We start from the raw sequence: 23764 nt of genomic DNA, 5'->3' as shown, positions 1-23764 counted from the left end.
GGGTTCCGTATTTCTTCATTACCTTATCTGCATGGAAGCTAAATTCTCAAATCGAGTCAAAGAGGTCATCTCTTTGAGCCGGGAAGAGGCCATCCGGCTCGGGCACGATTATATCGGTACCGAACACTTATTACTGGGCATGATTCGCGAAGGGGAAGGCACTGCCATTGGTCTGCTCAAGAAGTTGGGCGTATCGGTGGAAGAGCTTAAATACGCCCTAGAGCAAGCTACCCGTAATACGGCCACGCAAGGCACGAGCATCACAGGATCTATTCCGCTGACGAAGCAGACCGAGAAAGTTCTCAAGATCACGTACCTCGAAGCCAAAATCTTCAAGAGCGAAATTATTGGCACCGAGCACCTGCTGTTGTCAATTCTGCGCGATGAAGACAATATTTCGTCTCAAATCCTCAGCAAATTCAACGTGAACTACGAATCTGTGCGCGATTCGCTGGACTACCACGGTAACACGGCGAACAACCCCACCAACGGCCCCGAGGCCGATGATGACGACAACGACCGCCTCTTTGGAGGCTCGGCTGGCCGCGGTGGTGCGGGTGCCGGAGCTGCTCCTAAGAAAGGCGGTGAGAAATCGCGCACTCCGGTGCTCGATAACTTCGGCCGTGACCTGACTAAGCTGGCGGAAGAAGACAAGCTCGACCCTATTGTAGGCCGCGAGAAGGAAATTGAGCGCGTTGCTCAGATTCTGTCGCGCCGCAAGAAGAACAACCCTATTCTGATTGGTGAGCCAGGTGTTGGTAAAACGGCAATTGCCGAAGGCCTTGCCCTGCGCATCATTCAGAAAAAAGTATCACGTGTGCTGTTCGGCAAGCGCGTAGTTACGCTTGACCTGGCCTCGCTGGTAGCTGGTACCAAATACCGCGGCCAATTTGAGGAGCGCATGAAAGCTGTAATGAACGAACTGGAGAAGTCGCCCGATGTGATTCTGTTCATCGACGAGCTCCACACGATTGTGGGTGCTGGTGGTGCTTCAGGTTCGCTGGATGCTTCCAACATGTTCAAGCCCGCCCTGGCTCGCGGTGAAATTCAATGCATCGGGGCTACCACACTGGATGAATACCGTCAGTACATTGAGAAAGACGGCGCTCTGGCCCGTCGTTTCCAGATGGTGATGGTAGATCCGACCTCGCCCGAGGAGACGATCGAAATCCTGCACAACATCAAAGACAAGTACCAGGACCACCACCACGTTCTGTATACCGACAAAGCCATTGAGGCCTGCGTGAAGCTGTCAGACCGGTATATGTCGGACCGCTTCCTGCCCGACAAAGCCATCGACATTCTCGATGAGGCTGGCGCTCGGGTGCACATCAACAACATTGTGGTTCCCGAAGATATTCTCAAGCTCGAAGAGCAGATTGAGAACATTAAAACGGAGAAAAACCGTGTGGTGAAGTCGCAGAAGTACGAGGAAGCTGCCAAGCTCCGCGACACGGAGAAGAAGCTTATTGATCAGCTCGACCAGGCTAAGAAAGACTGGGAAGAGGAGACCAAGAAGAAGCGCTACACCGTGAAGGAGGAAAACGTGGCCGAAGTAATTGCCATGATGACCGGCATTCCGGTTAGCCGCGTAGCTCAGAACGAAAGCCAGAAGCTGCTCAACATGGGCGAAGAGCTGCAAGGCAAAGTGATTGGGCAGGACAAGGCCATCAAGCAATTGGTGAAAGCCATCCAGCGTACTCGCGTGGGTCTGAAAGATCCAAAAAAGCCCATTGGCTCGTTCGTGTTCCTCGGCCCAACCGGTGTTGGTAAAACGGAGCTGGCCAAAGTATTGGCTACCTACCTCTTCGACAAGGAAGATGCCCTCGTGCGCATCGATATGTCGGAATACATGGAGAAGTTCAGCGTATCGCGCCTGGTGGGCGCGCCTCCCGGCTACGTAGGTTACGAAGAAGGCGGTCAGCTGACGGAGAAAATCCGCCGCAAGCCATACTCGGTAATCCTGCTCGACGAGATTGAGAAGGCTCACCCTGACGTGTACAACCTGTTGCTACAGGTACTGGACGATGGTATCCTAACTGACGGCCTTGGCCGTAAGGTGGACTTCCGCAACACTATCATCATCATGACCTCGAACATTGGGGCTCGTGACCTGCAGGACTTCGGTGCTGGTATTGGTTTCGGCACCAAGGCTCGTCAGGAGAACATGGATGAGTTGACAAAGGGCACCATCACTAACGCCCTGCGCAAAACCTTCTCGCCTGAATTCCTCAACCGTTTGGACGACGTGATTGTCTTCAACTCGCTCGAGAAGAAAGACATCCACCGTATCATCGACATCTCGCTGTCGAAGCTACTGGGACGTATCCAGACGCTGGGCTACCGGGTAGAGCTGACCGATGCCGCCAAAGACTTTGTAGCTGAGAAAGGCTACGATCCGAAGTACGGTGCACGTCCGTTGAACCGCGCTATCCAGAAGTACATCGAGGATCCGATTGCAGAGGAAATCCTGAAGGCTGAAATCGCCCAGGGTGACGTTATCACGGCTGATTATGCCGAAGGTGCTGAAGAGCTGACCTTCGCCGTAAGTAAGAGCGGTGAGACGCCCAACCTGGCCAGCGATGAGCGCCCCGAGGAAGCTCCCGAGCCAACGGACGATGAACCGAAGGACACGAAGAAGAAAAGCGAGTAGTTGATTTCCTGAATAAATAAAAAGGCCCGCTCCTGTACAGGAGCGGGCCTTTTTATTTATTGCCGCTGTATAGTATCAAGACTGTGATATGTGCTAGGTCTATTGTAATCAGCTTGAGGCTATTCTATCACCTATTCCCTGATCGGATTTGAGTGGCCTAGACGAATCCAATTAAAGCTACATACAATTCAATTCGTATCTTATAACATTATTTCACAATCACCTCTCCTGATGCGCTCAACGGTACTCACTATTGCCAGGAAAATACTTAAGAAAATTACGCCTACGCCTATCAAAAAAGCACTTTGGAGCAATGCAACCCTGCGCAAGCACGCCCTACAGCACTGTCCGATAGACTTTGGAGATTTAAGACGCGTCACACCGTTAAGTACCTGCTTTGGTTACGACCGCGGCGGCCCTGTAGACCGGTACTACATTGAAGGCTTTTTGCAGAAGCATGCTGCACAAATCAGAGGCAACGTGCTGGAAATAGGCGATAATGAATACACACTGGCCTACGGAAAAACAGCCGTCAGCAAAAGTGATATTCTGCATGTAAACTCCAGTAATAAGAAAGCAACTTATATCGGGGATTTAAGTAACGCGCCCCACGTGCCTGATAATACTTTCGACTGTATTATTCTCACGCAAACTCTCCATTTGATTTACGATTTTCGGGAGGCTATAAATACCTGCTACCGGGTATTAAAACCCGGCGGATCCTTACTGCTTACCGTACCCGGCATTAGCCAGATTGATCATGATGAATGGAAAGATATCTGGCTTTGGTCATTTACCAGGGGCTCGATAAAAAGGCTCATGCACGAGCATTTTCCTAATACCGATATTGAAATAGAAACGCATGGCAACGTGCTGGCTTCCGCTAGTTTCTTATACGGCTTAGGTGCCCCGGAATTAACAAAGGAGGAGCTAGATTACCATGATAACCACTTCCAGATGATTATTACGGCAAAAGCAACCAAACCCAGCTTTGCATGATTCCCCGCCTTATAAATAAGATTAAACGCATTGTTACCCCTAGGGCTGCCGTACTAATGTATCACCGAATAGGGCACACAGAAAGTGACATATGGCAGTTATCTGTAGCTCCTAATTTTTTCAAAAGGCAGTTGCAATTTCTCAGAAGCAACTATAATGTTATTTCCTTAGATACTTTACTACAACAACATAAAACTAACCGAATACAGCGCGGAAGCATTGCTATAACCTTTGACGATGGATATATAGACAATTATATAATTGCGCTGCCTTTACTTGCTAAATATAATTTACCTGCCACGTTCTTTGTCCCCACCCAGACAGTTGATTCTCCTGAAGAGTTTTGGTGGGACGAGCTTGAGTACATACTTCTGCATACGCCCAAGCTGCCTCAGCTATTTACCGCTCTTTCGACTTCCCATTTATTGGAATTCGATTTAGAGAATGAGGCCATTTTAACGATGGAAGTTAAACAGCGCCATCGGGCCTGGGTTGGCACTCAGTCTCCTACCACCCGCCGGGCAGCTTTATACCTGGCTGTTTGGCAAGAGTTTAAGAAGATGGCTGCTGCAGAAAGAGGTGAGGCCATGAGTAGCCTCAGAAGTTGGGCAGGCTTAGTGCAGCCCCTTGCCCGTCTGGAATACACTACGGGCAGTTACCAGCAGGTAATTCAGGCGGATGCTTCAGGCTTGGTTACCATTGGCGGGCACACAGTCACGCATCCGGCGCTGTCTGGTTTATCAATGACAGAACAGTATGCGGAGGTTGGGGAGGGCAAGTCTTCGCTTGAACAGAAGTTAGGTAAGCCAATCCAGCATTTCGCCTACCCCTATGGCGACCAGTCGGCAATGACACAGGCAGCTGTTAAAAATCTAGGGTTCCAGGCCGCTTTCACAACTCATCCTGCCACTATAACGGCTGCCTCTGAAACGTTTGCTCTAGGCAGGTTTCAGGTTAATAATTGGGCGACAGACGAATTTGCCGCCAGGTTAGCTACGTGGCTGAAGTATAAGTAATGTACTGTTTTTAAAATTACACTACACAAATGTATGACTGAAAATATTCTATAATACACAATAAAAATTGTAATTACACATCACACCTCAGTAAAAACCCAGCATGTCAGCAGCGCCAGTTATTTCCATCGTTACTTGTTTTTTGAACCAAGAGGCATTTTTGGAGGAAATGATTAATAGTGTACTTAACCAGATTTACACTAACTGGCAACTTCTGCTAGTCAACGACGGCTCTACCGACGCAAGTAAAACTATTGCCAAAAAATACACTGCGCAGCATCCGGAGAAAATAATCTACTTGGAACACCCTGACTGCGCCAACCTTGGCCTTAGTGCCAGCAGAAACCTAGCTATTAGCAAGTCCCACGGGGAGTTTATTACATTTCTAGACGGCGACGATGTATGGCTAAAAGAATATTTATCAAATCAGCTAAAAGTATTACGGAATAACCCAGAGGCGTGCATGATTTGCGAAGCTTCCGAATATTGGCACAGCTGGCATTCTATCACTGCAGATATTGTTATTCCGGTAGGTAGTCCACAAAATATCTTATTTCAGCCACCGCAGCTTGCTGAAATGCTGTATCCGCTGGGAAAGGGGGCTGCTCCTTGCGTGTGCGGAATTATAGTAAAGCGTGAAACACTGGTAGGAATAGGCATGTTCAACGAAGCATTTTCTGGCATGTATGAGGATCAGGTTTTCCTAATGAAAATTTATTTAAGTGAACCTGTATTTATTTCCTCAGCATGTTATAACAGATACCGCCAGCGTGCTAATTCTCTAGTACATGCGTCCCATGCGCAAGGCCAGTATCAGGCAATCAGAAAGCGGTACTTGCTATGGCTTAAGCATTATTTAACTCAGCAGCCGAATCGGTACCCTACCGTAGAACTGCTACTACAACAAGCCCTGCACTCGCCGAAAGCCCTTGATGGCGTCGTGTCGCTTTTTAAGCGGGTAGCCGGCAAAGTTTCCCGCACCCTAAAAGGTGGTCTAGTGCGGTAGGGCGTCCGGGACGGCGGAGGTGCCGGGTGCTGGCAGGCGCCTAGGCCGCTCCAGATCCGTTTGCCATTGTCAACCATTTTCCGTTTCCTTCACAGAAAGCTGCGTCAGAATTCTGGTGCGGCTTTTCTTTGCCTGTACGTTACCTTTGGCCTCCTACTCAAAAGCACCCACTCTGCATCCCTAAGCCCATCCAATGTCTGACTTGCACACTGACGACCAACCAAGCAAACTCGAAATTCTCGAACGCAAAAATCAGGAAGCTTTATTGGGCGGCGGCCAGGCCCGCATTGAAGCCCAACACAAAAAAGGCAAGCTTACCGCGCGTGAGCGGATTGATCTGCTCCTCGATGAGGGTTCCTTTGAAGAGATTGGGAAGTTTGTAATGCACCGCTCCAAGGATTTTGGCTTGGATAAAGAGTATTACTTAGGTGATGGAGTAGTTACGGGTTACGGCACAGTGAACGGCCGCTTAGTGTACGTTTTCTCCCAGGACTTCACGGTGTTTGGAGGCTCTCTGAGCGAAACCCACGCTGAGAAGATTGTGAAGATTATGGACCTGGCCATGAAAAACGGCGCGCCCGTGCTAGGCCTCAACGACTCCGGCGGAGCCCGTATTCAGGAAGGCGTTGTGAGCCTGGGCGGCTACGCCGACATCTTCTACAAGAACACGCTGGCTTCGGGTGTGGTACCCCAGTTGTCGGCTATTATGGGCCCATGCGCTGGTGGTGCAGTGTACTCCCCAGCTATTACCGATTTCATTCTGATGGTGCAGGACACGAGCTATATGTTCGTGACGGGCCCCAACGTGGTTAAAACCGTAACCCACGAGAACGTAACCAGTGAAGAGCTAGGTGGTGCCAGCACGCACTCAGCCAAGAGCGGCGTAACGCACTTCACCTGCGCCAACGAGGTAGAATGCATCAATTACCTCAAACGTTTGCTGAGTTACATGCCGCAGAACTGCGAGGAAACTGCCCCCGCCCTACCCTATGAGAGTAGCCTAGATGAGGCTAGGCCTGCGCTCGACTCCATCATCCCCGAGAACCCTAACCAGCCCTATGATATTCGGGAAGTGATTGAGGGTATTATTGACACCGACAGCTTCCTGGAGGTGCACCAGAACTTCGCCGAGAACATTGTGGTGGGCTTTGCCCGCCTGGGTGGCCGCAGCATTGGCATCGTGGGCAACCAGCCCGCCGTGCTGGCTGGCGTGCTTGATATTAATGCCAGCACTAAAGCTGCCCGCTTCGTGCGCTTCTGCGACTCATTTAATATTCCGCTGCTGGTGCTGGAGGACGTGCCCGGCTTCCTGCCTGGCACCGACCAGGAGTGGCGCGGCATTATTACCAACGGTGCCAAGCTGCTCTACGCCTTCTGCGAAGCCACCGTGCCGCGCATCACCGTCATCACCCGCAAAGCGTACGGTGGAGCTTACGACGTGATGAACAGCAAGCACATCGGGGCCGACATGAACTACGCCTGGCCTACGGCCGAAATTGCGGTGATGGGTGCTAAGGGCGCAGCTGAAATCATCTTCAAACGTGAAATTGCACAGGCCGAAGACCCCGAAGCTAAGCTACAGGAGAAAGTAGATGAGTACCAGCAGAAGTTTGCCACGCCGTACCGGGCGGCACACCGGGGCTTCGTAGATGAAGTAATTCTGCCTTCTCAGACACGCCAGAAGCTGATTCGGGCGTTCAAGATGCTGGAAAACAAAGTAGATACCCTGCCACGTAAGAAACACGGCAACATTCCACTGTAGTCTCATATGCCTTGGCTAGAGCTTAGTAAGGTATCAGCTGTTCTAGGAACTATTGCGCTAGTAAGCTGGGCATGTATTCGGTTTGAAGTGGTGCAGGTTATTCTATCTCCGCTGCTACTCATTATTTACTTGCTCATTTTAATTGCTAGCATTGTTGAGTACTCTCCACCTCATAATAACTCATGGACTGAAGCGCAAAACCGGATGCTTGGCAATTACTTGCTACTATCCAGCTTTGCACTGTTCACCTTTTCACTGGTAGCTTTCACTACCTACTTGTTACAATAGCGCCTTACCTCATGCGTCAAGAAAGCTTCGACTTCCTCCAGAAATACTTGAACAACCCCTCTCCTACCGGCTTCGAGAAAGAGGGCCAGCAGTTGTGGCTGGAGTATATCAAGCCCTACATCGACGAATATTTCGTGGACACCTACGGTACGGTAGTGGGCGTAATTAACCCGGAAGCTCCGTACAAAGTGGTAATAGAGGCGCACGCCGATGAGATCAGCTACTTTGTAAACTACATCACCAAAGAAGGCTACCTCTACCTGCGCAAAAACGGTGGCTCTGACCCCTTGGTGGCGCCCAGCAAACGAGTAAACCTGCACACCAAAAAAGGGATTGTGAAGGCAGTTTTCGGCTGGCCAGCTATTCACGTGCGTAAGGTGGAGCAGGATAAGGCCCCTACTATTGAAACGGTTTTCCTGGACTGCGGCGCTTCTTCGAAAGAAGAAGTAGAGGAAATGGGTATCCACGTAGGCACAGTAGTGACGTTTGAAGACGAGTTTACGGTGCTTAATGACAAGTTCTATGTGGGCCGGGCCCTCGATAACCGCATTGGGGGCTTCATGATTGCGGAAGTGGCCCGCATGCTGAAGGAAAACGACAAGAAGCTGCCCTTCGGCCTCTACATTGTGAATGCCGTGCAGGAGGAGATAGGCCTACGCGGAGCCGAAATGATAGCGCACCGCATCAAGCCCGACGTGGCTATCATCACCGATGTAACCCACGATACTCAGTCGCCGATGTATGAGAAGAAGACCTCAGGGGATATTTTCTGCGGTAAAGGCCCCGTTATCACCTACGGTCCGGCCGTGCAGAACAACCTGCGCGACCTGATTATCGAGACGGCCCAGCAGACAGAAGTTCCATTCCAGCGCGCTGCAGCTACTCGGGCCACCGGCACCGACACGGACGCTTTTGCCTACTCCAACGCCGGCGTAGCCTCCGCCCTGATTTCGCTGCCGCTGAAGTACATGCACACTACCGTAGAAACTGTGCACAAAGACGATGTGGAGAGCGTAACAAAGCTTATTTACGAGACGCTGTTGCGCATTGAAGACGGCCACGACTTCCGCTACTTCAGCTAACCCAACGTTCTAGCTCTGAATTCTCTGAAGGATCTTACCGCACTTGATTGGGCCTTACTAGCCTAGTTTTTCAAGGGCAGTAAGGTCCTTTCTTCTTTAAACTAGCTTGGGTATCTCCATTGGTTTCTTCTTGTTCTTATGCCCTTACCACCCGTTTCCAGCCTGCCGCTTACTGTTACCGACCAAATGAGCCGGCGGGTAGTTGTACCCTTTCCACCGCGGCGTATTGTGTCCCTGGTACCTTCTCAAACGGAATTACTGTTTGACCTAGGCCTAGGTGAGCGAGTGGTAGGCGTAACGAAATTTTGTATTCACCCTGCCCAGGCTCGCACTACCGCTACGGTTATCGGGGGCACGAAGAACTTTCACCTAGAAAAGATTGAGGAGTTACAACCCGACCTGATTATTGGCAACAAAGAGGAGAACTACCAAGAGGGTATTGAGCAGCTGGCGGCCAAATATCCCGTCTGGATGAGCGACATCTCTACGCTTGACGAAGCCCTAGACATGATTCGGCGCGTAGGTCTACTCACGGGTCAAAAAGAGCAGGCGGAGGCTCTTGCCCGCGAGATTCAAGTCTCTTTAGCGGAGCTGCCGCCAGTAGCTGAGCCTCCAACGGCGGCATATTTTATCTGGCGCAACCCCTATATGGTAGCTGCTGACGGTACTTTTATCGATGATTTGCTGAGACGAGCTGGTTTTCAGAATGCATTCAGTGCGCAAAGCCGCTACCCCGAAATCAGCGCGGAACAGCTACGGAAGACAGCGCCGCAGCATATTTTGCTTTCATCGGAGCCATATCCTTTCAGCGATAAGCACATAGCGGAATTCCAAGCGCTTTGCCCGCAAGCCAACATCCAGATTGTAGATGGAGAGCTATTTAGTTGGTACGGCAGTCGCCTGCGACACACAGCAGCGTATTTCCAGGAGTTTTTACAGAAATCATAGCCAATAAAAAGGCCCCTACCCAAGATACGGGTAGGGGCCTTTTTATTAAGTGAAGCAAGCTGAAATGCCTAGCTGACGAAGCCCGCCTTATCTAGCTCATTCCAGAACTGTGGGTAAGATTTACGCACTACCTGGGGTGCCTCAATGGTGAGCGGACCGCGCATAGCTAACGGGGCGAAGGCCATAGCCATTCGGTGGTCGTGGTACGTGGCCACCGTTTGCCCCGCTACCTGAAAGTCGTGCGATGACACCCGGAAGTGCTCATTTCCTTTATCTGTGAGAGCACCGCCAAACTTAGCCAGTTCCTGCTGTAAAGCTGCAATGCGGTCGGTTTCTTTGATGCGAAGGCTTTCTAGGCCAGTCATCACCACGGGTACACCGAGAGCGGCCGCTACGACGGCCACGGTTTGGGCTAGGTCGGGACAATCGGTGAAGTCTTGGGTAAACTCTTGGGTTTTGCCAGTTTGCGTTAGACGCACAGACTCGCCTGCGAGGAACTCCGTGTTCACCCCTAAGTTTTCCATAATGCCCACAATAGCCTGGTCGCCCTGCCAGGAGTGGCGGCGCAGATCAGGCAGGGTAATGTGTGAGCCAGTCGGGGCAAGAGCTACCATTGCATACCAGTAGCTCGCCGCCGACCAGTCGCCTTCCACGGTGTAGTCGGTGGGCTGGTAGGCCTGTGGGCGTACTTCCAGCACTTCTCCTAGGTCGCGGCACTGGGCTCCGAAATGCTGCATAAGCGCCTGCGTCATGCGAATATAAGGCCGTGAACCAACTTTGCCCGTCAGCCAAATGCGTAGGCCACTAGCCAGCATGGGCCCCACCATCAGCAGGGCCGAAATGTACTGGCTGCTGATGTCGCCACGCACAGTAAGCTCAGTAAACTCGTCGGTGGCGGGTTGGGGTGTGCGCCCCAGCAGACGCAGAGGTGGGTAGCCCTCCTGGCCTAGGTACTCAATGCGGGCTCCTAACTCCTGTAGGGCATTAACGAGGATACCAATGGGGCGCTCCTGCATCCGGGCGGTGCCCGTAAGTTCTGTTTGGCGGCCCGTCATGGCGAGGTACGCCGTCAGGAAACGCATAACAGTGCCTGCATCTTCAGCATCGAAGATGGGCGCTTCAGGGTTAGCCAACAGGCGCTGCATTAGCTGCGTGTCGTTGGCATCGGAGAGGTTATCGAGCTGCCCACCGCCGGCCAGTGCCCGAATAATAAGGGCGCGGTTGCTTTCGCTCTTGGAGGCTGGCAGTTGGGCTGTTCCGCGCAGGGGTGCCCCGGTCCAGGAAAGAGAAATTGACGTGTTGATGATACGTATTCGTTACGGCCCATAGCAGCAGCCCGGGCCCATGAAAAATCAAATAAAGCTGACTACCAGTAGCGAGGTAACTGGCCTAGGGATTACAGACGGTGGTAATAGCGCAATGACTCCGCTATTTCGGCTACTGTAACAGGCTGGTCGTACACGGCCTGGCCAATGGCTTGTAGCAGCGTGCAGTTGATAACAGACCCGGCGTTTTTCTTGTCCTGGCGGGCAAGGTCCGCAATAGCATCGGTTTCCAACGTCACGAACTGCACCTTATCATAGATGGAGAACAGGAAGGTCTCAATTCTGCCTAGCTCCTCGGGGCTGAGCAACCCTTTGTGGTGACTAAGCCACGCTTCGCATACCATGCCCGCGGCCACAGCTTCGCCGTGCAAAATCTCGCGGCCCGGCTGTAGCAGCAGGTAGCTTTCGAGGGCGTGGCCTACGGTGTGCCCAAAGTTTAGAATCTTGCGTAGGCCACTCTCCAGAGGGTCTTGCTCCACAATGCGCTGCTTCAGGGCTACTGATTCCTGAATAATGGGCGTCCAGTCTTCCACAAACATTCCTTGCTGCCGTTGTTCAGCAAATGCTGCTGCGTCGGCAATCAGCCAATGCTTTACCACTTCCGCGTAGCCCGACTTGAGTTGGCGCGGGTCGAGGGTTTCGAGGAAGCGCGGGTCAATGCAAACTGCCGCCGGCTCTTGAAACACTCCCAAATGGTTTTTAAAGCCGTGAAAGTCAACACCGGTTTTGCCACCTACACTTGCATCTACCTGGGCCAGCAGTGTGGTGGGCACTTGCACAAAGCGGATACCGCGTTTGTAGAGCGCTGCGCAAAAACCTCCTAAATCGGTTACCACTCCCCCACCTAGGTTTAGCAGCAGCGCGTAACGGTCGGCACGCTGCTCGGTCAGCTGGCTCCACACGGTTTCGCAGGTAGCGAGGGTTTTGTATTCCTCCCCCGCGGCAATCTCAATGAGGGTGTGTTCAGCTGGTAAATGCGGTTTCAGCAGAGGGTAACACTGCCGAGCCGTGTTAGAGTCGGCCAGCACCCAAATCTGGCTTACGGCTGGCCGGCGCGCCATTTCGGCGACGGCGGAAAGCGCTTCTGGCCCAATAAAGAGAGTACTATTCAAAACATTGGTTCTTATTTCAAGAAATACCTTCCTGAAAGGCGGAAAATCAAGCAAAAATAGCTTGCTTTGATGCAACTATTTTATGCTTTACCTACTCATACTACTGCAACTTAACTTCTATTCTATATATGTGCTCCGTTGTTCGTAGTGTATTGCTCACGCTCGGATCAGGAATTATGCTTTTTACTAGTGCTTGCAGCCGCGATTCGCTGCCTACTGCCGAAGAACAATTAGTCGGTCGTTGGGAATGGGTTGAAAGCACCGCAGAAGCTACCCCAAGCGTTACGCCGGCCTCCACAGGCCACCGGGTATGGGTTGATTTTGACCGCCGCGGGCGCGCACGCTTCTACGAAGATGGTGCCTTGCGTAGTGCCGCCGCCTTTTCGGTGCGGCGGGCTATACATGCCACTGACCGCAAGCGCCCTTTCCGCCACATGATTATCTACCGGGGGTACCGCAGCAACCAGTTCTACTCGGTTTCGGGCAACCGCCTACTCATAGAGGATGCCAACGGTAAATCGGGTGCCCACATTTATCGTCGCGCCAGCCGCTCATCGGAAGCACAGGTAGCCTCAACTCAGCTTCTGGATTAACAGTTGCTGAGTTGGTGGTGGCCTAGCGTGGGTGGTAGCGCTTTCAGACGGGTGCTTTCGCTCGTGTAGTGGCCTAGGTAGCAGAAATTCCTGAGGAGAGCCGGTTGTGAGGGTAACTATCCCCGCTGAAACGGTGTTTTACGGCTATCTTCACACCGCGAAACTCACCCATTCTGCGCTCAACGTACCACCCGATGTCTGTAACCCATGCCCCGCAGCTGTCTTTCGACGACACTGCTGTTGCCTTTGCTGCCAAATCCGATGGCGAACTGCGCAAAATGTATGCGCTATTCGCGGCCATGAATAACAACTCGCTGGTAAAGACCGGCGGCGGGCTAATGAAAACGGCTCTTAAGTGGAGCCTGCCCGGCACCAAGTTTCTGATTAAGAACTCCATTTTTGAGCAGTTCTGCGGTGGCGAAACCATTCAAGAATGCTTGCCCGTAATTCAGGAGCTTGGCCGTTACGGCATTGGCACCATCCTCGACTACTCCGTAGAGGGAGAAGGCAGCGACAAGAGCTTTGATGATACCACAACGGAGATTTTGGCTACGCTGGATATGGCGCACCGGTCTCAGCACATTCCGTTCTCCGTATTTAAAGTTACTGGCCTAGCCGACAGCAAGATTCTAGAGAAGGTGCAGGCTGGTGCGCCGCTTTCTGCTGTTGAGCAGGCTAGTTTCGAGCGAAGCAAGAAACGCATCAATGCTATTTGCGCCCGGGCCCACCAATATGGGGTGCGTGTGTTTGTAGATGCGGAGGAAAGCTGGTTCCAGGAAACCATTGACCAGCTCACCTACGAGATGATGCAGCGCTACAACCGGGAGTCGGCCATCGTCTGGAATACCTACCAGCTTTACCGTCAAGACCGGCTCGAGGCTATTAAGAGCGCCTATGAGGCAGCCGTGAAAGGTGGCTATTTCCTGGGCGGTAAGCTGGTGCGGGGTGCCTACATGGAGAAAGAAGCGCGCGTGGCACAACAACAAGGGCGCAGCAATCCTATTAACCCCACCAAGCAAGCCACCGACGACTTATACAATGAGTCGCTGCGGTACTGCGTAGAGCATGCTGACCACATCAGCATCTGCGCGGGAACGCACAACGAGGCTAGTTCTTTACTCCTGACCGAACTGATGCAGGAAAAAGGTTTACAGCCCAACGACCAGCGCATTTGGTTTGCTCAGCTGTATGGCATGAGCGATAACCTCACTTATAACCTGGCAAATGCAGGGTATAATACGGCCAAATATGTACCCTACGGACCTGTAGAAGCCGTTATGCCCTACCTGCTCCGGCGGGCCGATGAGAACACTGCCATTGCGGGTCAAACCAGCCGAGAGTTTCTGCTAATTCAAAAAGAGATGAACCGCCGTAAGCGTCGGAAATAGGGTTTTGTCTTTAACGGCATAATTTTGGTTAGCGGGCGCCCGTCCTTTCAACTTACTGTTGATTGGACGGGCGCTTTTTTTTGGTAGATTCCGCTCCCCTATTCCATTTTGCTCATGATCGGCCGAGTACGCAGCCATTTAATCCGTTTTGCCCGCACCCAGGTGGGCACCACTAGCTACCTCAACTTAGTACAGGAAGCCGAGCTAGGCCTGAACCTGGATATTTCCCACGAGAAAGCTGGCTTGAACGAGCTGCTAGCGGAGATTTCTGAAAATGAGTTTCAAGCTGGCCGGCCTATTCTCAGCTGCCTAGTAAAGGTAGAGGGCTCCAAGGGCCAGGGCGACAACTTCTATAAACTGTGCGAACGGCTAGGCCTAGGTGAATGGCGAAGCCTGAAACAGCAAGAAGGCTTTTTAAAAGAGTTACGGAAAGAATGCCGGGCCTTTTGGCAAAACGAAGACAACTTTAAGCAATTTGCCTGATTCTTAAATAATTACTCTTCACATAGGTGGCCTAGCATAAGTGAATAGTAGAGAGAAAGAGCCAAATTTTATGTAACCCCTGCTTAATGCCTCCCGTTAAGCTATTCTGAAACCGCTGTTGTACTTTCCTTTCCAAAATTTGTACGACAGCAGGTGGTTACTCTCTCCTATTCATTCATTTTACTTCCCACCTCATGAACACCAACGATTCAATCAACCCCACGAATAGCGGCACAGGTTCAGGCGCAAACTACGGTACTGGCTCAGCCGGTTCTGGCTATGGCACTGGTAGCGAAAGCAACTCTAGCGGCAACATGGGTAACTCATCCACTGGTGACTCTAGCGTAAGCGGTTCTACTACCGGTAGCTCTAACTACCCCCTGACCAACTCTGGCGACAACAACCCTCACCACGACCACGATGCCACTGCTAAGGGTGCAGCTATTGCTGGCTCGGCAGGTGCTGCAGTAGGTGCTGGCATTGATGCTGTACAAAACGCTGCTGGTGATGCTGGCCGTGCTGTAACTGGCAGCAACACTACCTACGGTTCGAGCTCGGGTTCGACTACTTATGGTACTTTCCGTGACCGTGACAGCGCCGAGCGTGCGTACCAGTCGCTTTCTTCGCGTGGCTACTCGAAAGACGATGTGAACGTACTGATGTCGGACGACACGCGTAAGCGTCACTTCGGCGATAACACGCCTGACACCGATCTGGGCGATAAAGCTATGGAAGGTGCTGGCGTAGGTTCGGCCATCGGTGGCACTGCTGGTGCTGTAATTGGTGCTATTGCCGCTATCGGTACTTCAGTAGCTCTGCCAGGCTTAGGCCTCGTAATTGCTGGTCCTATTGCCGCCGCTCTGGCTGGCGCAGGTGCCGGTGGTCTGACGGGTGGCCTAGTAGGTGCTTTGGTAGGCTCGGGTATTCCTGAAGAGCATGCCGCTGAGTACGAAAGCGACATCAAAGAAGGTAACATTGTAATGGGTGTAAAACACCGCAACGACGATGATGCCCGCTACTTCGAAGACGAGTTCCGTCGTAACAACGGCGACAAAGTACGTCGTTACTAGACGGTACTAACCGCTCAGTTAAAAAAGGCCCTTCCCTTCCGGGGGAAGGGCCTTTTTGTTTGTATAGCATTTTTTAAATGCGGCTTCATGGAGTACTCACTTTTTCGGTGCTTCTTTGTTTTAGGCAGGTAAATTGCACTTGCTACTGGCCTAGACTCTTTATTGAAGCAGGCGTATATCTAAACTTTACTCTTTTTCACCCTGCACTCTAGAGTTGGGCACTTATTTATTGCTTCGCAGCGTTTTTAAGTACAACAAGCCCTAATTAGAGCGCGTAAAGCGCTAGTAGGCTTCTGGCGTACGTTTGAATTTTCTCCATTTCATCACGACTCTTCATGTCCTCCACTCGAATTAAGATAGGCCTATACGCCTCGGTGCTGCTGGCAGTATTCGTGCTGGCCTCCTATAAGCTGTATCAGCGTAATGATGCCCGCACACCGCAGAAAGACGAGGTACTGATTAAGGCCATGCTGCAGGGTCTGAGCGCGGCGCACTATCAGCCCGAAAAAATTGACGATGCCTTCTCTAAGCGGGTGTTCGACTTGTACCTGAAGCGCCTTGACTCCAGCAAAAAATTCTTGCTGCAATCTGATGTTGATCAGTTGCGCAAGTATCAAAGCGATATTGACAACCAGGTGCTGCGCGGCACACACGAGTTTTTGGATCTGAGCACTCAGCTTATGGACCAGCGCGTGAAAGATGTGCAGACGCTGTACCACGACATCTTGGCTAAGCCATTCGACTTCACCACGGAGGAGTCGTTCGAGACCGAGCCAGACAAAACTACTTTCCCTGCTAATGCTGCTGCTCAGCGTGAAGAGTGGCGCAAGTTCCTGAAGTACCAGACCATGGTGCGCGTTTCAGAAATGATGGATGAGCAGTCGAAGAAAAAAGATAAGCCGCTGGCTTCTACCGCTGCCACTCCTTCGGCCGCTACTACTTCAGAGCCTACTCGCACGCCCGAGCAGATGGAGGCCGAAGCCCGCAAGCGCGTACAGAAGTATTTCGATGACTACTTCCGCGACCTGCAGCAGACCGATGCCAATGACCGTTTGGCTACGTATGCCAATACCATTGCCAACACCTATGACCCTCACACGGAGTATTTCGCGCCTCGTGACAAGGAAACCTTTGATCAGGCCATGACCGGCCGTTTCGAGGGTATCGGTGCTTCTCTGCAGGAGAAAGATGGCCAAATTAAGGTTAGCGACATCATTCCCGGCAGTGCCTCATACCGTCAGGGTGAGTTGAAAGCCGGCGACATCATTATGCGAGTTGCGCAGGGCCCAGCTGAGCCGGTATCGGTTGAAGGCATGCGCCTTGACAAAGCTGTATCGCTCATCAAGGGCAAGAAAGGCACGGAAGTCCGCCTGACGGTGAAAAAGCCTGACGCCAGCACCAAGATCATTTCCATCATCCGGGATGTGGTAGTGATTGAAGAAACCTACGCGCAGTCGGCTACTATCAATGATGGTGGCAAGAAGATTGGCTACATCAAGCTACCTACCTTCTACGCTGACTTTAACGACAGCGGCAGCCGCAGCTCAGCCAACGACGTAAAGAAAGAGCTGGAAAAGCTGAAGCAAGAGAACGTACAAGGTGTTGTGCTTGATCTGCGCTTCAACGGTGGTGGCTCTCTGCAGGATGCCGTAGAAATGGCTGGCCTATTCATTGAGAGTGGCCCAATTGTACAAGTTCGTGGTGGCCAGGGTGCCGCCAGCGTTTACAACGACAAGGACCCACGCGTGCAATATGGCGGTCCGCTGGTATTGCTGGTTAACAAATACAGCGCTTCCGCTTCTGAGATTCTGGCAGCTGCTATGCAGGACTACAAGCGTGGCGTAATTATGGGCTCGGCCAGCACTTATGGTAAGGGCACCGTGCAGCGCATCTTCGACCTCGATGACGCAATGCCTGCTGAGTTCAACAGCATCAAGCCCTTCGGCTCGCTGAAGCTGACTACGCAGAAGTTTTACCGCATCAATGGTGGCTCTACTCAGTTCAAAGGTGTTATTCCTGACATCGTGCTGCCCGACGCTTATAGCTACCTCGACCAGGGCGAGAAAGAGTCTGACTACCCACTGAAGTGGGATGAAATCAGCCCAGCCCGTTACCGCGCCTGGAGCAATGCTCCGGCTATTGACAAGCTGAAGCAGGCCAGCTCAACGCGTGTTGCCGCTAGCCCTAGCTTCAAGCAGCTCTCGGGTATGGTACAGCGCATGGTGAAGCGTAAGGATGACACGAAAGTATCGTTGAAGCTGGCTTCTTACCGGGCTGAGCAACAGCAAGCTAAGGTGGAGTCGGATAAGTACGAAGCCATCCAAAATGCCGCTCCAGTTATGGCTATTGCCCCGCTGGCAGTTGACCTGCGTGCTCAAGGAGCCGACACGATTAAAGTGAACCGTGCCTCGCGCTTTACTAAGCCTTTAAAGAAAGACATCACGCTACGTGAAGCCGTAGCCGTCTTAAAGGATCAAATCTAAGATCTAGGCCACTAGCCCTTGCTAGTAAAGCCCCTTGTACAATAGTACAAGGGGCTTTTTTGCGTCTTTTGGTATCAGTGTAGCTAACAAATCTGTATCCTCACTTGCTTAGCACTCTTAAGCTATTTAAATTAGCAAATAATCTAAAATTCACCCATTGCATCATCATTGAAATTATTTTTTTAAATAATTTATAATCAACTACTTATGATAAGTATTTAACTGTCAAAAAACTTAGCAAATAAGAACTCAAAATGCCTTCTACCTGTTTACTTAGCATGACGACGATGAACATGGAAACTCCAATCATTCCTCTCGTAACGGAGGAGCAGAAGCAGGCTGAGGAAACGTGGCGCAAATCCATTCCGGCCCAGGTGTTCCTTAACTACTTCTTTGCAATCAACTATCACATTCAGCAGGGCGACGACGCGCTGGGTGGCCTACAGCATCTCCCCTTCTTTCGGGCTCACCAGGCTGAGCTAGTAGAAGCCGATGAGCAGGCTATTGCCAAGCTGCTGCACGCGTGCTGGAGCACTGAGTATGCCCTACGCGCAACCGCAGAGCTCGGTGACGAAGACTACCTGCGCAACGCCCTGCACTGGACTTTCCCGCAGGCCTACCACACCATCATGGCTGGCTTACAGGCCTTCCTGTACACGGCTGGTGTGCGCAGCAATAATCCTTCGTTGATCCGCCGTGAGGTAGGCCGCCTGGTAGTGCGCAATGCTTATCCGCGTCCGGTTTCATTCTATGCTGCCGGTACCTACGGCGACTTTAGCATTCACCGCTTGCCGCTGGCTGGCTATAAGGCTGGGCTGCATATTGCCGGTAAGGAGATTGATGCCCAAGCCCAGATTGGCCAGTTCTTGCGCACTACGCGTAAGATGAAGGCCCAGTGGACGCGCCAGCAGGTGCAGGCTAACCCCAACACCGCGCTCCGTAGCCAGAAGACTGGCAAGGTGCTCGATAAGTGGACGGCTTCACACTGGCAGCAGATTACCTGGCGCCTGGGCTACACTACTGTCTTCGATTTGCTAGGCCGCCTGCAGATTTCGCAGACCAGCCGCGAGATTGAGCGCTACGTGGAGGCCGAGATTGACTTCAAGCTTTTCCACCAGTCGCTGCTGGATATTGTGAGCTACCTCAACGGTATTCACGAGACGTACGTGGCGAAGGCCATGGGCTTGGAGCGCTACCAGAAGATGGTGGCCGAGTTGCCGAAGCACCTGCAGCATTCCTTCGTGGAAGACCGCCTGCATTCGCGCATCGAGCCCATCTTGATGGATCAGGAGCCTACTATGCGCGTAGCAGCGTAAGCTCCTTACTTGATCTTTTGTAGTCCTACTCCATATACACCAAAGCGCCACCCTCCTAGGGTGGCGCTTTTTGCTTGTAGGCCACCCAACTATCTATCAATTCACTGGTTTATGCAAATAAGTGTTCTGGCCGCGCTATTTTTGCAGCTTGACTTTTACGGCCCCTGGAGGGCCTTGCTTTTACGCCCCGACCCATGCAGCACCTCAGCGAACAGGAGTTAATTCGTCGCAATAAATTAGAAGAGCTTCAGAAGCTCGGTATCGAGCCCTACCCATCGGAGCTGTTCGACGTGAACTTCTACGCCCAGGAGATTCACGACAACTACCACCCCGAGCTGAATAACTTCCAGGACGTGAGCCTGGCTGGCCGCCTCATGTCGATTCGGGTGAAGGGCAAGGCCTCCTTCGCGGAACTACAAGACGCTTCGGGCCGCATTCAGCTCTACATTAACCGCGACGAAATCTGCCCAGGTGAGGACAAAGAACTCTACAACACCGTCTTCAAGAAGCTAGTAGACCTCGGTGACTTTGTGGGCGTAAAAGGCCACGTGTTCAAGACCATGGTGGGGGAAACCTCTGTGCACGTAACCGGCTTCACGCTGCTGAGCAAGAGCCTGCGCCCTTTGCCCGTGGTTCGTCGTGTAGTAGATGAAGCCACTGGACAAGAAACAACATATGACGCCTTCACCGATCCAGAGCAGCGCTACCGTCAGCGGTACGTGGACCTGGTAGTAAACCCGCACGTGCGCGACGCTTTCGTGAAGCGTACCCAACTGGTACAAGCCATGCGCAACTACCTCAACGACAAAGGCTATATGGAGGTGGAAACGCCCATCCTGCAGCCCTTGTACGGTGGTGCTGCCGCTCGTCCCTTTAAGACGCACCACAACACACTGGACATGACGCTCTACCTGCGCATTGCCAACGAGTTGTATCTGAAGCGCCTGATTGTAGGAGGCTTTGATGGCGTGTACGAGTTCTCGAAGGACTTCCGCAACGAGGGCATGAGCCGCTTCCACAACCCCGAGTTCACGCAGATGGAGCTGTACGTGGCCTACAAAGACTACTACTGGATGATGGATCTGGTGGAAGAAATGGTAGAGCGCGTAGCCCTGACGTTGCACGGCAAAACCGAAGTGCAGGTAGGCCAGAATGTTATCAACTTCCAGCGCCCCTGGAAACGCTTCACCATGGCCGAGGCCATTGAGCACTACACGGGCTTCAACATCGACGGCAAGAACGAAGAAGAACTGCGCGCTGCGGCTAAAGACCTGAAAGTAGGCCTCGACCCCAGCATGGGCAAGGCCAAGATCATCGACGAGATTTTTGGGGAGCACGTGGAGCCCAAGCTGATCCAGCCTACGTTCATTACCGACTACCCCGTAGAAATGTCGCCGCTGGCGAAGAAGCACCGCAGCAAGCCCGGCTTGGTAGAGCGCTTCGAGGCTATTTGCAACGGCAAGGAAATCTGCAACGCCTTCTCGGAGCTCAACGACCCCATCGATCAGCGGGCCCGCTTTGAGGAGCAGCTGGAATTGGGCAAGCGCGGTGACACCGAAGCTATGGTGCTTGACGAGGACTTCCTACGTGCTCTGGAGTATGGCATGCCGCCCACAGCTGGCCTAGGCATTGGCATCGACCGCCTGAGCATGATCATGACCAACTCCAACTCCATCCAAGACGTGCTGTTCTTCCCGCAGATGAAGCCGGAGTACACCAAGTCAGAAAATGCGCCCAAGCCAGAGGCGGAAGCGTAAACCTAGGTGGCCTAGAAATAAGAAAGCCTCCCGCTATTGAATGGCGGGAGGCTTTCTGTTATAAGCAACTTATTGGTCCGTTGAACAGCCTTTGCCTGAGGAAGCTTGCGATGGGCAAGTAAATTTTACTCTCAGGAATGTTAAACCATTTCCTGGCAGAAGCTTTACAGCCGGCAATTTTACGACAGGTGCGTGTCCAACTTCTATCAAGCTGGTTATGTATTCTTTAACGGAGCCCAACAGGTAAGGTTACGGTAGCCTTAAAAATTCCTGATATTTTTTTCTAGGCCATTACAGCTACCCTTACCGAAACCCTATAAAGTCAGAAAGCCTCCCGCTACAATAAATGCGGGAGGCTTTCCTTTATAAAACACAAAACAACTTACCATTCCGACAGGGGATACTGAAGAAATGTGCGATGGACAGCGTACGATTTTACTGACGGGTTGTTTGACCAGATCCTGTCAGAAGCTCTACGGTCGGCAATTTTACTTCAATACCTTCTCCAGTCTTCTTTTAAGCTGGTTTGTATATTCTTTAACGAGGCTGTGCGAGTAAGGTTACAAGCTGCGCAAAAAAAGTTAGTGAATGGAGCCCGGATGGTGCCGTACGTCACTCCCAATTCCATCGTAATCAGAGTCACCGTCGTGAGTGAAGCCGGCCTCGGAAACGGAGGGGCCGCTAGGCCTATCCAATGAGCTAAGCAAGTTGTCGGCGGCCGAGCGGTCGGCCTGCTGCTGGTCAGACACGGGTGCATCAGCTTTCAGGGAGTTCAAGCGGGAAAGCCCATCCTTCAACAACTTGTTCAGGTCGTCGCCGAGCTTCGAGGCTGATTTTTTCAGGCCCGACCGCGTTTCGTCACCCGTTTCGGGAGCCAGCAATAAACCTGCTACAATGCCAGCAGTGGCTCCCGCCAGTAGGGAGAAAATAACTTTACCTTTCGTGTCTTGCATGGAAGTAAACGGTTAGTGAGTGAACGGTCAGGAGCGTTATCTATACCCCGCGCTCTATATACAAATTCAGCAGTGCGTCGGTTAAAAAAAGCCCCTGCTCTCCAAAGAAAGCAGGGGCTTTTTTACTTAGCTGAGTGGCCTACAGGTCGTTCAGCAGTTTTACTACTTCGCTCTTGGCTTTGCCGAGCTTGTTCTGCAGACGGCCTACCAGCTCGTCGCCTTGGCCTTCAGCATACTCCAGGTCTTCGTCGGTGAGCTGCGCGTACTGCTGCTTCAGCTTGCCTTTAGCCTCATCCCAGTTGCCTTTCAGCTTCAGTTTGCTGCCGGCACCAGTCAGGCCGAGATCTTCGAGCTTTTCGATATAGCCTTTGAAGCGAGAGTCGAGGTCTTCGCCGTATTTCGAGAGTTGTTCGCCCAGTTGGCCGCTGTATTTCGTAGCCGTAGCGCCGAGCTTTTCACGAGTGGCTTTGCCTTTATCGGGAGCCATCAACAGGCCAGCAATGATACCGGCGCCAGCACCAGCAAGAGCAGCGAGGAGGATTTTACCCGAGTTGTCTTCTTCTTCGTGATACGACATAATAGTGGAGAGAGAAAGGGAGTGAAAAATGTAAATTCTGATTCAAGGTCCTAGGCCTATCAGGGGGTAGCCTTGCGCTTTCCGGCCTGAGCATGTAGGTACCAGTGTTCAAACTATACGAAGCTCCGCAGCCCAGGTTATAGTATTCGGGCAAAAATAGTTGCTGCAAAATATTTGTATCGCGTCCTCGCAAAAGCGCAGAGTAGCGTATGGAGAACGGATTTATTGATTTCTTGCCAACTCTCTAGTTGATTGCGCCATGAAAACCCTCCTGACGGCTCTTGCCCTCCTGCCTTTGCTGGCCACCTGCCAGCGGCCTGTTCCCGCTACGGCCCAAAAACCCTGTATAGACCCCAGCAAAATCAACCCAGACGCCATGTGCACCATGCAGTACGACCCCGTGTGTGGCTGCGATGGTAAAACGTATGGTAACGCGTGCACAGCCACCAATGCCGGCGTAACGAGTTTCACCAAAGGCCCCTGCGCTACTAAGTAGGTCTGCCACGCCTTCTTTGCCCTTCACTTTCTTTGTTTGCCCCTCCCCTATGTCTGAGAAACGCTATTTCCGGCAGCAACACCCCTTTGTAGTTCCTACCACCGACGGCAAGCTCATTGAAGAGCACATTGGCCAGGCCAGCACGGGCACCGGGCAGTACAGCGTAGCCCACATGGTGGCACCACCACACTGGAGCGAGCCGCACCAGCGTCCTGAGTTCGATGAGGTAACGATAGTGGTGCGGGGTCGCAAGCGGTTTGAGGTGGATGGCGACGTGATTGAGTTGGGCGCGGGCGAATCGTTGCTGATTAAGGCCGGGGCCCGGGTACGCTACTCCAACCCCTTTGAGGCGGAGTGCGAGTACTGGTCTATTTGCGTGCCCGCCTTCAGCCCAGCCACGGTACACCGAGAAGAAGAGTAAGCCTTACGGGGCTAGCTGAGCTACTACCTAGCCAGT

Annotated in this window: 20 protein-coding genes; 16 read left to right on the top strand and 4 right to left on the bottom strand. The window is 52.2% G+C overall.

Going from position 1 to position 23764, the window contains the following annotated elements; translation table 11 throughout:
• Nucleotides 1-31: 31 nt before the first annotated feature.
• The 7 genes from EU556_RS09880 (at nt 32) to EU556_RS09850 (ending at nt 9754) form a co-directional block, all read left to right on the top strand.
• Entirely contained in the window at nt 32-2653 is a 2622-nt protein-coding gene (locus EU556_RS09880) for an ATP-dependent Clp protease ATP-binding subunit (protein WP_135433688.1), read from the top strand.
• A 231-nt stretch (nt 2654-2884) separates the two neighbouring features.
• Nucleotides 2885-3652 carry a class I SAM-dependent methyltransferase gene (locus EU556_RS09875; RefSeq protein ID WP_135433687.1) on the top strand — a complete coding sequence of 256 codons (768 nt, stop codon included), beginning with the start codon at nt 2885-2887 and terminating at the stop codon, nt 3650-3652.
• Nucleotides 3649-4668, top strand: coding sequence for a polysaccharide deacetylase family protein (locus EU556_RS09870; protein WP_135433685.1), 1020 nt, complete (start codon nt 3649-3651; stop codon nt 4666-4668). Before EU556_RS09875 ends, EU556_RS09870 begins: the two co-directional genes overlap by 4 nt.
• Nucleotides 4669-4771: 103 nt before the next feature.
• Nucleotides 4772-5674: a glycosyltransferase family A protein gene (locus EU556_RS09865; RefSeq protein WP_135433683.1), complete on the top strand. Its 903-nt coding sequence runs from the start codon at nt 4772-4774 to the stop codon at nt 5672-5674.
• A 193-nt stretch (nt 5675-5867) separates the two neighbouring features.
• On the top strand, nt 5868-7436 hold the full coding sequence (locus tag EU556_RS09860; RefSeq protein ID WP_135433681.1) for an acyl-CoA carboxylase subunit beta: 1569 nt from the start codon (nt 5868-5870) through the stop codon (nt 7434-7436).
• A 299-nt stretch (nt 7437-7735) separates the two neighbouring features.
• A complete protein-coding gene (locus EU556_RS09855; RefSeq protein ID WP_135433679.1) occupies nt 7736-8806 on the top strand; it encodes a M42 family metallopeptidase in 1071 nt (356 codons plus the stop codon).
• Between the two features lie 138 nt (nt 8807-8944).
• A complete protein-coding gene (locus EU556_RS09850) occupies nt 8945-9754 on the top strand; it encodes an ABC transporter substrate-binding protein (protein WP_135433677.1) in 810 nt (269 codons plus the stop codon).
• A gap of 68 nt (nt 9755-9822) precedes the next feature.
• Here EU556_RS09850 and EU556_RS09845 read toward each other — a convergent pair whose 3' ends face one another.
• Both EU556_RS09845 and aroB read right to left on the bottom strand, forming a co-directional pair.
• Nucleotides 9823-10899, bottom strand: coding sequence for a 3-phosphoshikimate 1-carboxyvinyltransferase (locus EU556_RS09845; RefSeq protein WP_317128710.1), 1077 nt, complete (start codon nt 10897-10899; stop codon nt 9823-9825).
• Between the two features lie 251 nt (nt 10900-11150).
• Complete coding sequence (gene aroB, locus EU556_RS09840; protein WP_167855529.1) at nt 11151-12191, bottom strand: 3-dehydroquinate synthase; 1041 nt, start codon at nt 12189-12191, stop codon at nt 11151-11153.
• A gap of 128 nt (nt 12192-12319) precedes the next feature.
• Between aroB and EU556_RS09835 the strand changes: the two genes are divergently transcribed.
• From EU556_RS09835 to lysS, 7 genes are all read left to right on the top strand, one after another.
• A complete protein-coding gene (locus tag EU556_RS09835) occupies nt 12320-12784 on the top strand; it encodes a hypothetical protein (protein WP_135433673.1) in 465 nt (154 codons plus the stop codon).
• Between the two features lie 194 nt (nt 12785-12978).
• Nucleotides 12979-14172, top strand: coding sequence for a proline dehydrogenase family protein (locus tag EU556_RS09830; RefSeq protein ID WP_135433671.1), 1194 nt, complete (start codon nt 12979-12981; stop codon nt 14170-14172).
• A 114-nt stretch (nt 14173-14286) separates the two neighbouring features.
• Nucleotides 14287-14655, top strand: coding sequence for a hypothetical protein (locus EU556_RS09825; RefSeq protein WP_135433669.1), 369 nt, complete (start codon nt 14287-14289; stop codon nt 14653-14655).
• Between the two features lie 194 nt (nt 14656-14849).
• On the top strand, nt 14850-15725 hold the full coding sequence (locus EU556_RS09820) for a hypothetical protein (protein ID WP_394346108.1): 876 nt from the start codon (nt 14850-14852) through the stop codon (nt 15723-15725).
• Between the two features lie 335 nt (nt 15726-16060).
• Nucleotides 16061-18208, top strand: a complete 2148-nt coding sequence (locus EU556_RS09815) for a carboxy terminal-processing peptidase (protein WP_135433668.1) — start codon at nt 16061-16063, stop codon at nt 18206-18208.
• Nucleotides 18209-18501: 293 nt separating this feature from the next.
• Entirely contained in the window at nt 18502-19524 is a 1023-nt protein-coding gene (locus EU556_RS09810) for a hypothetical protein (RefSeq protein ID WP_135433666.1), read from the top strand.
• A gap of 194 nt (nt 19525-19718) precedes the next feature.
• Nucleotides 19719-21281, top strand: a complete 1563-nt coding sequence (gene lysS / locus EU556_RS09805; protein WP_135433664.1) for a lysine--tRNA ligase — start codon at nt 19719-19721, stop codon at nt 21279-21281.
• Between the two features lie 581 nt (nt 21282-21862).
• On the opposite strand, the gene EU556_RS09800 is transcribed toward lysS, so the two are convergent.
• Nucleotides 21863-22234 (bottom strand): YtxH domain-containing protein, encoded by a 372-nt coding sequence (locus tag EU556_RS09800; RefSeq protein ID WP_135433662.1) that lies wholly within the window; start codon nt 22232-22234, stop codon nt 21863-21865.
• A gap of 139 nt (nt 22235-22373) precedes the next feature.
• Nucleotides 22374-22811 carry a CsbD family protein gene (locus tag EU556_RS26750; protein ID WP_135433660.1) on the bottom strand — a complete coding sequence of 146 codons (438 nt, stop codon included), beginning with the start codon at nt 22809-22811 and terminating at the stop codon, nt 22374-22376.
• Between the two features lie 259 nt (nt 22812-23070).
• Between EU556_RS26750 and EU556_RS09790 the strand changes: the two genes are divergently transcribed.
• Together EU556_RS09790 and EU556_RS09785 are read left to right on the top strand one after the other, a co-directional pair.
• Nucleotides 23071-23307, top strand: coding sequence for a Kazal-type serine protease inhibitor domain-containing protein (locus EU556_RS09790; RefSeq protein WP_135433658.1), 237 nt, complete (start codon nt 23071-23073; stop codon nt 23305-23307).
• Between the two features lie 49 nt (nt 23308-23356).
• On the top strand, nt 23357-23728 hold the full coding sequence (locus EU556_RS09785; protein ID WP_135433656.1) for a cupin domain-containing protein: 372 nt from the start codon (nt 23357-23359) through the stop codon (nt 23726-23728).
• Nucleotides 23729-23764: the final 36 nt, after the last annotated feature.

The organism is Hymenobacter fodinae, assembly GCF_004745825.1.
In the GTDB taxonomy this organism is placed as follows: Bacteria; Bacteroidota; Bacteroidia; order Cytophagales; family Hymenobacteraceae; genus Hymenobacter; species Hymenobacter fodinae.
Note: the sequence above shows the minus strand (reverse complement) of the source record. Positions and strands in the feature narration are given on the sequence as shown.